Source organism: Ideonella sp. P3_A4, assembly GCF_056403075.1.
Genome location: NZ_JBFUGE010000239.1, coordinates 1 through 8,946, shown reverse-complemented (window position 1 = coordinate 8,946; position 8,946 = coordinate 1). Strand labels below are relative to the sequence as shown.

The following is an 8,946-nucleotide window of genomic DNA, read 5'->3' as shown; positions in this document are numbered from 1 at the left end:
GCGTTGGCGTCCTTCCCGTCGCAGGTCACGCGCGCAACGGTGCGGCCGTAGCGGTCGCGGGCCTTTGGTTGGACCTCGGCGCGCTTCTCAAAGCACAGCTCGGCCAGGTGCTGGCGACTCCGATCGCCAAAGGCTTGGCGCTTCTCCGGCGCATCGATCTCGGCCAGGCGCACGACCATCTCGGGTGACTCGCCGCACCGGGCGTGAAGGGTGTCGCCGTCGGTGATGGCGACGACGAGGCAAAGCAGTACAGCATCCATGGCCTGCAGTGTCGCAGCGCTCGCGCGGCGCCGGCATCGCCCAGACGGGGGTAGCCGGCGGACTGGCGTAGGGATCACGGCGCGCCGGGCCGTCACCTGGCACCCCTGGCGCGTTGTTTGGCGGAGGCCGGGTCCGTCGCGAGCCGCGCGCAAGGTTAGAACGGCCCCTGCTGCTATTGGGGCACACCCTGAAGCCTCGGCATCTCGAAAATGAGACGCTTTCTGGGTGCTGCAGGCTCCATCCATCCCGTCCCAGCAGGCAAAGAGCCGGTTCCACATCTATGTCGATGAAAGCAGCCAGTCCGGTGCCCATTTCATGGTGCTTGGAGCACTGGTTATTGAGCAGGGGCGAGTAGAGGGATTCGATGCAGCACTCCAGGCGGTGCGTACAAATCACCGGCTCGATCGAGAGATGAAATGGGGCAAGGTTTCTAAGCAGATGCTAAGGGCCTATGCGGAGTTCATGGACGTTGGGATATCGGGCCTACATAAGAAGACGCCTGGCTTCTATGCCATCGTGATCGACGCAACGGAACTTGACCACGGGCGATACAACGGTGGAGACCATGAGATTGGCTTCTCGAAGTTCATCTACCAGCTCTTGGTCAAGTGTGCCCGGCTGTTCGGGCGAGATGGTGCGGCGCTCGACTGCTTCCTTGATGATCGGACTACGCGCCAGACGCTGGCTGAGCTTCGAACGATTCTGAACAACGGCGCCAACAGCAAGTTCGGCGTTCGACCATTTAGGCGCGTCGAGTTTCGAGACTCGAAGGAGTCAAACTTGATTCAGTTCGTCGACCTGATGACTGGGGCGATCGCATATCACTGGAACAAGCGCCATCTTGCTCAGGATGCAAGCCCGCCAAGGATTTGGCTTGCCAATCATCTTGCGGAAAGGCTGCACCTGAAATCGCTTGGAGCAAGCACAGTCGGTGCCGGGCAAGAACCCTTCTCGATCTGGAAGTTCCAGACTTCCCCACGAGGGGCGCCAAGACGGGCCTAGGAGGGTTACTCCACCGCTTCGGCAGTCCCCTTACAGACCTGTGCAAGGTTTCGGCCCGACTGGCTGATTCAAAGTATACGAGCCGTCCCGTCCCGTGTGGCTCACGAGGTTCCCCGGGGGCACCGCTTTGCTTCGCGCCTACAGCGCATTGCTGACGACGACCAGGGCTCACAGCGCGAACCCATGCACGCCGCTCGGGATTCTGGCCACCCGCGGATACGCGTTTGGCAGCAGCTGACAGCCGGGTGATCATCAGTGCCTTGGACGGGATACAGGCCCGGCAGAGGCCGAAAGGACATCATGGGCCACAACCACCGTGCGGCCGGGGCGTGCCCCTGTTCCGCCTGCCACTACTTCGCCGGATGGACCGCGCAGGGAACTGCCGCGGAATGCATCCACCCGGCCTGCTGCAGAGTTCGATCGGGCCCTGAAGACGGCTGCAGTTGCTGGGAGCGCGAGCCAGGCGCCGATGGCGAATTGATCCTGCCGCCATCGCCTAGGCAGACGTGGTTCTCATGGGAGCAGGCGCGCCGGTGCGTCGCGCACTAACTCCGATGGGCTTCACCGGTGGACAGGTCGGCGTTGCCGCATCAGAGGCACACGGCGGGGCTTGCGCGTCGTAAGGTTTGGCGGAACAAGCATCCGCCGCGAGTGAAGCCTTACGCCATTCCGCTCACTTGCAGCCAGCCGGCTGGCACGCGCAACCGCACCCACGGTTCTGGTGACAGTGGCATTCACCGGTCTTGCGATTGAAGTGGCACCCACAGGCGTTGAGCCCGCCGCCGTGGGCGACTTCATCGTCTTCTTGGTCGGTGAGTGCAATGACCGTGGCCGCGCCGCAGGGCTTCGGAACGTCGACTAGCGTGGATGCTGACGATGCCAGAGCTACGACGACCAGCAGCGCCGCGAGCGAGATCTTGCGCATGATGTCTCCTTCGAACGTCACGCGGCGCCGAGGCTCGGGCGTCGTGGAGGACTCGAGCACTGTGCCCCGTGCTTCCAGCATCGTCTCCTAGGGTTAATTCTTTCCGGCGCATGTCGGGTTTTGACCGGCGAATCCGTATTGCATGTTGCAAGGCAACGCCCCGTCAAGCTGAGGAGGCCCCATTGAGACGCGTCATTCCCGTTTTGCTCATGTCGTTCTGCCAGCTCGCCGTGGCGGAGACGGTGCAGGTGAAGTACCACGGCGCCGTTTCGCTGGAGTCCTTCGCCTGTGCCGACGTCCGGGAGGGCGGCGACGTTTCGCGGATCTGCTACGACGCGGCCGATCGGTACATGCTCATCCGGCTCAGGTCGTCCTACTATCACTACTGCGAGATCGACGCTGCTACTGTGCGTGCGCTTCAGACCGCGGATTCGAAGCGGCAATACTTCGAGGCACACATCCGTGGCAGCGGAAGCGATGGTCCCTTCGATTGCAGGACTCACCCGATTCCGAAGAAATATCGGCTGTAGATCGCTACTGCTTTGAAAACACGGCTTGCGAAGCCGAGGGCTAGAGTGGGGTCCTGGCGCCGCCCTCGAGATCTTCGTGCTGAGGGAGTCGACCGCGGCCGTGCCAGCCATCATTCCGGGGCCGCCGCCTGCAATGGCAGCTATGCGCTGCAGGGCCGGCCACTAAGGAGAGGAGTGTTTCGTGGGCGAGAACACTGCTAACCAAGACTCACTGGTAGACAAGTGGACGAGGCGAGCCAAGGACAATCCTTTGGTGGCGGCCGTCCTCGTCGCGGGCGTTGTCGTTGGGGGACTTGCGTCCGTTGGAGAATCATGGACAAAGCTAAGGAAAGCGTTGGCGGAAGAGAAGGCGAACGCAGCTCCAGTCGTCATCGACAAGAGCGACCATTCAACGAGTACGACGAGTATTGACGCAAGCCAGCATTTAGTGGTGACTAGTCAGCATTCAGAGCTTCCAGAGTCCCCGCGCGCACTGACTAGCGTTTCGCCAACAATGGGGAATCAGCCGCTTCCTACGACGTCAGCGCCAACGCTGGATAGTGCGTCCGAAGAGTCGGACCTAAAGTCGCCCGTCCGATTCGCTGGCGCTGGCAATCGTGGCCACGCAATTCAGGACAACGCCCCGCGAATCCCCACCTCTGTGGCTCCAGCGGTCCATGACGGCATCGAACTGCGAGGTGGCGGTCAGTTTCGAGATCTGCTTGTCAAGGCGCTGCAATCTACCGCCGGTGGCAAGTGTCCAGCAAACATCATGGGCGAGACGTTGCTCGACGCGTGTCAGCAGCAGATGCCTGGGATGGGGAAGGTGATCGCACAGAAGGGCTCGATCAAGGAAGCTCTCTTCCGCGGCATTCAGCAGATGCCAAGTGGTCCAGCTGAGGTTTACCGTGTGCAATTTGAGYGAGGCTCCATGACCTGGGTCCTCAACACCGGTGCTGATGGCAAGTTGTTCGTGCTCTGGTCCAGCGCATCACAGCCGACGCTGGATGGCGTGTCGGAAGAATCTGTCCCAAAGTCGCCTGCCCGATTTGCTGGCATCCCTGACGGCGTCGCGCAACGGGGTAGCGGCCGGTTCCGCGAGCTGCTTATTAGGGCGCTGCAATCGACAGCCAGTGGCAAGTGTCCAGCAGACATCATGGGCGCAATGTTGCTCGACGCGTGTGAACAGCAGATGCCGGAAATAGGTAAGGCAATCGCGCAAAAGGGCTCGATCAAAGAGGCCGTCCTCCGTGGCGTGCAACAGACGCAAAGTGGTCCTGCTGAGGTCTATTTGGTGGAATTTGGGCGCGGGGCCATGACCTGGGTCGTCAACACCTCTACCGACGGCAAGTTGTTCGTGCTCTGGTCCAGCGGCAACTAGATTGCGATGAGTGCGGTTCGTCCGCGCGGTGACATTGGTTCCACCAGGGGAAGAATGTCGCGCCGACTCAAGCTTTTGGGGCGCGGCTACCGAGGCGCATGAGCAGTCTGGCCGGCGCTGCTGCGCAGCAACAAGTTTGACAACATCGATGGCCTCAGCTCCACCGCCGGGATCGTAGGCGGCCTGCAGCCGCAATTTCCACGTATCGACAGTTATCAATGATCCAGTTGGCTCCCCCATCGGGGATGAGAGGAAGCCAGCGAATCAGATCGTCAAGTGTTCGAGCAGCGACGCCTGCAGCCACTCAAGGTCGTCGGCGGAGAACCCGAGCAGCTCACGCGCCGGATAGCGGATTTCCGGCCCGCCAGGTTGTGGCCGGTCGAGCAGGCCGTACTGGTGCACCGAGGCGATGCGTGCGCTACGGCCAGAGATCTCGACGGTGACCGCCTCCGCATCGGCACGCGCCTTCAGGTGCTTCGTGGTGCGCAGTTTGGTGAACATGGACTGCACGCGCAGGCGCTCTCGGTGCAGTGGGCCTGGCGTGGCGACGGTGCGGTGTAGGCGCTGCGGCGATCGTGGCTTGTACGCGCTGCCGTCGGGATTGCGTTGGTTGGCGATGCGGGCTGCCTGCCGGCGTCGCAGGCCGGTGGCCAGGCGGCGCGCCAGCTGGCGTACCCCACGAGGCTCGAGTTGGGCCAGCAACGGCTCCAGCCAGGCCTCGAGGACGGCGGCGGTGTCCATCACGTGGCTTACGCGCGCTCCGGCGCGATGCCCCAGGTGGCGATGAGCTCGTCGCGCTCGTAGATTTCCCAGTGTTCGGCTTGGTCGACCACGCCCAGGCGCGCAGGCTCGCCGACGTGGCGCACATCCCACCGCTCGAAGGTGGTGACGGGATCCGGCTCGGCGCCAGCGGGGCGCCGAGCCACGATGACTCGTTCGGTCAGGTCCACTTCGAGAGACAAGTCGACGGTTAGGCGGTTGAGGTACTCGGCCTCGAAGCGCACGCTCTTGTCGCGCAACTCGGGGTTGTCGGCGATCTCGGGCTGGTTCACACGCAGCCACGCCAGCAGCGGGACCACGATCGCGTCCGGGTGGCCGGCGAAGTCCAGCGCCACGAGCTGGACGGTGTAGCGGTACTCGAAACTCAACGAAGCGGCGCCGGCGGCGACGATGCGCCCGGATCGCACCAGCATGCTGAGCTGGTCCGGCGACGTGGCAAAGGCCGGCACGGCCGCGCTGAGATGATCGAACAGGCTTTGCGGCTTGAGCATGGGTGCGCCGGGCTATCGCGTTGCGCCTACGGCCGCACGGACGGCGTCGTAGGCGGCAAGGCAGTGGTTGAGCTCGATGATGGCGGTGTCTCCGTCGGCTGCGATTGCGTCCAGAGCGAGTGCAGTCTCTGGCGCAAGTTCGGCTCGCGCGGCTTGATCGTCAGCGCCGGCGCCTCCACCGGCGGCGGGCAGGCAAGCGGCGGCGGGGACTGACACGCGCACAGCGCCAGCGCGCAGGCGAGCAGCCAGGTCGTGCTTCGAGCGTTCAAGGTCGGCGATCTCCTGTTGATGGCGGGCGCTGTCGGCGTCGATGCGGTCGCGCAGCGCTTTCTCGGCGCTGCGATGGCGCTCGGACTGGGCAGCCAGGCCGGCAGCCGCTTTGGCCTCGACGCGGGCCTGGCGCACCTCGCAGGCCTGGTTGGCGCGGCCGCTGGCACCCAGCCACGCGATCGCCGCGGCGCTGGCCATGGCGGCCAGCAGGGTCAAGGGGGCGCGCACCGCTTCTTGCATGCAGTCAGGTGCGGCCTGCCGGCGTCGGCAGGAGAGTCGCGTAGCGGGGCATGCGCTGCAGCAGCACGTCGGTGACGTGGTGCCGGTTGATGTCGCAGGCGCTACGGCCCGCATACAGCGGGGCGCGGCTCTTGAGGCAGGTCAGCTCCACGTGGCCGAACCAGCGCGCGGGGTTGCAGCCGGGGCGAAGGGCGCAGGCGCGGCGCTCGTTGAGCAGGCCGGCAAGGCCGCCGTTGTAGGCCGCGTCCGCCATGGCCAGGCGGGGCCCGTGCTCCGGCACCAGCGCGGCCAAGCGGTGGTAGGTGACGCGGCTGGAGACCACGATCGCGCGCAGCTGCAGGTCAGGGCGCCGGTAGATGGTGTCCCAGCGCAGCTCGGCGAGGCCCTGCCGGTYGAGCTGGCGCACTTCAGCAAGCGTGTCGAATCTCAGCGAGCCGCCGGTGCGCCAGGCTCGCGTGAGTTGACCCAGGCCTGCCCCTTCCTCGCGGGCGGTCTTCAGCTGGCTCGTGGGCGACCAGCAGCGCGAACTGCGCAGGGTGACGCAGCTTTCGTGCTCGATGAGGGCGCCGAAGTAAGCCGGGGTGGGCATGCCTGGCCAGGCCTGGTCGATCTGTGCGCGCAGCTCGGGCATCAGGCGCACGGCGGCGCTCGGCACTGGCTGGGCCCGCACGCTGCCGGAGAAAAACAGCAGCAGGCCCAACAGCACCAGGCCGCGCAGCAAGCACAGGCCGGCGAAGGCGACGCCGGCTGCGATGCTGCCGCGCTCTGCCTGGCGCGCCAAGCTCTCGCCGCGCACGTTCCCTGCCAGGCTGCGCGCGACCAGGTAGGCCACGCCGGTGATGAGGATGGCCTGGGCCCAGATCTGCACGCGCAGCAAGGTGTCGGCGGCGCCGCGGCTCGGATCCGACCAAGCGAACCAGGCGAGGACGAGCAGCGGCAAGGCGACGAACTGGGTCCAGCGCGAGGCCAGGGCCTTGGCCAGGTGGGAAACGAGCTTCAAGGTTGATCCTCCGGGGTGGGGCAGGTGGGGGCAGTGGTCAGCACAGGTTCGGCGGCAGCCTGCATGCGCGCCTGGCGCAGCGCGTGGACCTCGTACCGCCAGAAGCGCCAGATCTGCGTGGCCAGCCACGCCGCGCTGAGCAGGCCGACGGTGAGGTTCACGAAGCCGAGGGCGGCGGCCATGCTGAGCGCGCTGGCGACCCAGCTGATGGCATCGGCGATGCGGCCGCCCAGCGTGCCGAGCAGATCGGGGACTTCTTGGTTCATGGCGGTCATTCCCACAGGCTCACCGTCTGGGTGGTCACGGGCGTTGAGGGAGTAACGAGCTCAATCTCGTGGCCCAGGGGCAGCACGGGGCCGAGCTCGGCAAGGCCGGGGTTGGCGTCGAGGGTGGCTTCGACGACACCGGCCGTGGTGCCGAGGTGGCGCCACGCGAGGCGGTCGAGGGTGTCGCCCTGCTGCGCACGCACGAGCATCAGATGAGCTCCACGGTGGTCCGACGCAGGCCCTGCAGATCGGCGATCGCCCAGCGAAGATCGCGACGCGCCTCATCGACACGGGGGTCCATGGCCTCGGCGCGCTTGTCGCCCTTGGCGGTGGTGTCGTAGTCGCGATAGCGCTCGATCAGTTCGCACTGCACGGCGGCATAGACGGCGCGGCGGTACAGGTGCACGGGCGCCGGCTCGTCATCGACCAGCGGGCCCGGCACGTCCTCGAGGCTGGGGTAACCGGCCAGGGCCTGCTTCACCGCCCAGGCGGCGAGCTGGGCGTTGACGTGGACGATCGCATTGATCGCGGCGTGGTGCAGCCGATCGGACGTCACGGTGCCGTCCAGCCTGCACGCAGCGCGCAGCGATGCCAGATCGATCTCGGGGAACCAGTCGTCGTTCCGGATCGGGGGCTCGGGTGCGGTACCGGGGGTTGGCTGAAAGCTCATGGCGGATCGGCTGTGGCGGTGTAGGTGGGCGGTGGTCGACTGGATAGCTCGTTGTGGCGGTCAAGCCCTTGGGCTGCCAGTCGAGCCGCCCGGCTCCGGGGTCCGGAACGGGGTCAGGCGCTCGGGCCAGCTGGCTTCAGCCGGCGGTCCAGGCGCTCGATGTCCTTTTTCACACCGACCTGGTCCCACAGCTCGAGCGCGCGCTTGAGGTGCTGCAGTGCGACCTCGCACGGTGCGCGGTCGGTGCCGCTGAAGTCCACGTCGGCAGGGCCGGCCTTGCCCAGCAAGGCGTAGCCGTAGGCCTTGTGCAGCTTCGCGCGTGCCTGGTCCGGCGCGTCGGCGCCTTCGGTGAGCTCAAGCACGGCAGGCAGGATCTCGGCAGCCTCGATCGGCTTGAGCTTGCCGACCAACGCCGCGGCGGCGAACTCGTCGATCAGGGCGACGGCGAGGCTGCGCTCGTACTGGTCGGGCAGGTCCAGGCCGTGGCGCACGGCGTAGCGAGCGATCGCCAAGGCGCGCGCGTAGTTGCCGGCATCGATGTGCCAAACCATCACCGTGGTGACGATGGGATCCTGCGCGCCGCGGCCGTCGGCGAGCGTGGCATCGATCCAGTCGTCGTAAGTGGGCAGGAAGACCTGCTTGGCTTCGATCTTTCGCTCGATGGACTGGATGTCTTTCAGGCGACGGCGATGCTCCACGAGCTGCGCGAGCAGCAGGGTGTGGGCATCGCTGGAAACCGGGCCGCCGTGCGGATCTTGCGCGGYGGCCCGGCGGGCCTCGGCGCGCGCCTTGGCGCGTTGGACGGGGCTCAACGACATGGGGCAGTTCTCCCTGGGCGTGCGTGGTGGCTGGAGGTGGAGGGTCAGGTGTCCTTGCGCGCGATCTTCTCGATCAGCGCGGTCATGCCGTACTCCTCGACCACGTAGGCGTCGTTGCTGGACTCGTAGTTCTCGATGCGATCGCGCTTCGGGTTGTCTTGCACCATGCGGCGACGGGCTGACTCCTGCCAGTAGATCGACAGGTTGTCGAAGCGGGTGATCAGCACCGTGCCCTCGGGGAAGAACGGCACTTGCACCGCCTGCAGGCCGCCGACGCGTTTCTGGCTGACGAGCAGATCGGCGGCGATCTTCTCGGTCGGGTCGACCGGATCG

Annotated in this window: 14 protein-coding genes; 3 read left to right on the top strand and 11 right to left on the bottom strand. The window is 65.8% G+C overall.

The features are described from left to right. The coding region (locus AC1DYI_RS19620; RefSeq protein ID WP_477205812.1) for a thermonuclease family protein at positions 1-260 on the bottom strand (260 nt) is incomplete at its 3' end. Between the two features lie 226 nt (positions 261-486). On the opposite strand from AC1DYI_RS19620, the gene AC1DYI_RS19615 reads away from it, so the two are divergent. Beyond that, positions 487-1,263, top strand: coding sequence for a DUF3800 domain-containing protein (locus AC1DYI_RS19615; protein ID WP_477205811.1), 777 nt, complete (start codon positions 487-489; stop codon positions 1,261-1,263). Between the two features lie 673 nt (positions 1,264-1,936). Here the strand turns inward: AC1DYI_RS19615 and AC1DYI_RS19610 are convergent. Then, positions 1,937-2,188, bottom strand: coding sequence for a YHYH domain-containing protein (locus AC1DYI_RS19610; protein WP_477205810.1), 252 nt, complete (start codon positions 2,186-2,188; stop codon positions 1,937-1,939). 182 nt (positions 2,189-2,370) lie between these two features. Between AC1DYI_RS19610 and AC1DYI_RS19605 the strand changes: the two genes are divergently transcribed. Together AC1DYI_RS19605 and AC1DYI_RS19600 are read left to right on the top strand one after the other, a co-directional pair. Next, entirely contained in the window at positions 2,371-2,718 is a 348-nt protein-coding gene (locus tag AC1DYI_RS19605; protein ID WP_477205809.1) for a KTSC domain-containing protein, read from the top strand. A 640-nt stretch (positions 2,719-3,358) separates the two neighbouring features. Continuing rightward, positions 3,359-4,078 carry a hypothetical protein gene (locus AC1DYI_RS19600; protein ID WP_477205808.1) on the top strand — a complete coding sequence of 240 codons (720 nt, stop codon included), beginning with the start codon at positions 3,359-3,361 and terminating at the stop codon, positions 4,076-4,078. Between the two features lie 264 nt (positions 4,079-4,342). Here the strand turns inward: AC1DYI_RS19600 and AC1DYI_RS19595 are convergent, their stop codons facing one another. The 9 genes from AC1DYI_RS19595 to AC1DYI_RS19555 form a co-directional block, all read right to left on the bottom strand. Then, complete coding sequence (locus AC1DYI_RS19595; RefSeq protein ID WP_477205807.1) at positions 4,343-4,819, bottom strand: phage virion morphogenesis protein; 477 nt, start codon at positions 4,817-4,819, stop codon at positions 4,343-4,345. Between the two features lie 8 nt (positions 4,820-4,827). After that, the gene (locus tag AC1DYI_RS19590) at positions 4,828-5,349 is read right to left on the bottom strand and encodes a phage tail protein (RefSeq protein ID WP_477205806.1); all 522 of its coding nucleotides are present in this window, start codon (positions 5,347-5,349) and stop codon (positions 4,828-4,830) included. 12 nt (positions 5,350-5,361) lie between these two features. After that, complete coding sequence (locus tag AC1DYI_RS19585; protein WP_477205805.1) at positions 5,362-5,847, bottom strand: hypothetical protein; 486 nt, start codon at positions 5,845-5,847, stop codon at positions 5,362-5,364. Positions 5,848-5,863: 16 nt separating this feature from the next. Continuing rightward, the gene (locus AC1DYI_RS19580; protein WP_477205804.1) at positions 5,864-6,859 is read right to left on the bottom strand and encodes a hypothetical protein; all 996 of its coding nucleotides are present in this window, start codon (positions 6,857-6,859) and stop codon (positions 5,864-5,866) included. Continuing rightward, entirely contained in the window at positions 6,856-7,125 is a 270-nt protein-coding gene (locus AC1DYI_RS19575) for a hypothetical protein (RefSeq protein ID WP_477205803.1), read from the bottom strand. Before AC1DYI_RS19575 ends, AC1DYI_RS19580 begins: the two co-directional genes overlap by 4 nt. Before the next feature lie 5 nt (positions 7,126-7,130). Further along, on the bottom strand, positions 7,131-7,334 hold the full coding sequence (locus AC1DYI_RS19570; RefSeq protein WP_477205802.1) for a tail protein X: 204 nt from the start codon (positions 7,332-7,334) through the stop codon (positions 7,131-7,133). Beyond that, positions 7,334-7,795, bottom strand: a complete 462-nt coding sequence (locus tag AC1DYI_RS19565; protein WP_477205801.1) for a head completion/stabilization protein — start codon at positions 7,793-7,795, stop codon at positions 7,334-7,336. The genes AC1DYI_RS19570 and AC1DYI_RS19565 overlap by 1 nt, the downstream gene beginning before the upstream one ends. A 113-nt stretch (positions 7,796-7,908) precedes the next feature. Continuing rightward, positions 7,909-8,613, bottom strand: coding sequence for a phage terminase small subunit (gene gpM / locus AC1DYI_RS19560; RefSeq protein WP_477205800.1), 705 nt, complete (start codon positions 8,611-8,613; stop codon positions 7,909-7,911). A 44-nt stretch (positions 8,614-8,657) separates the two neighbouring features. Further along, on the bottom strand, positions 8,658-8,946 hold a 289-nt coding region (locus AC1DYI_RS19555; RefSeq protein ID WP_477205799.1), incomplete at its 5' end, for a P2 family phage major capsid protein.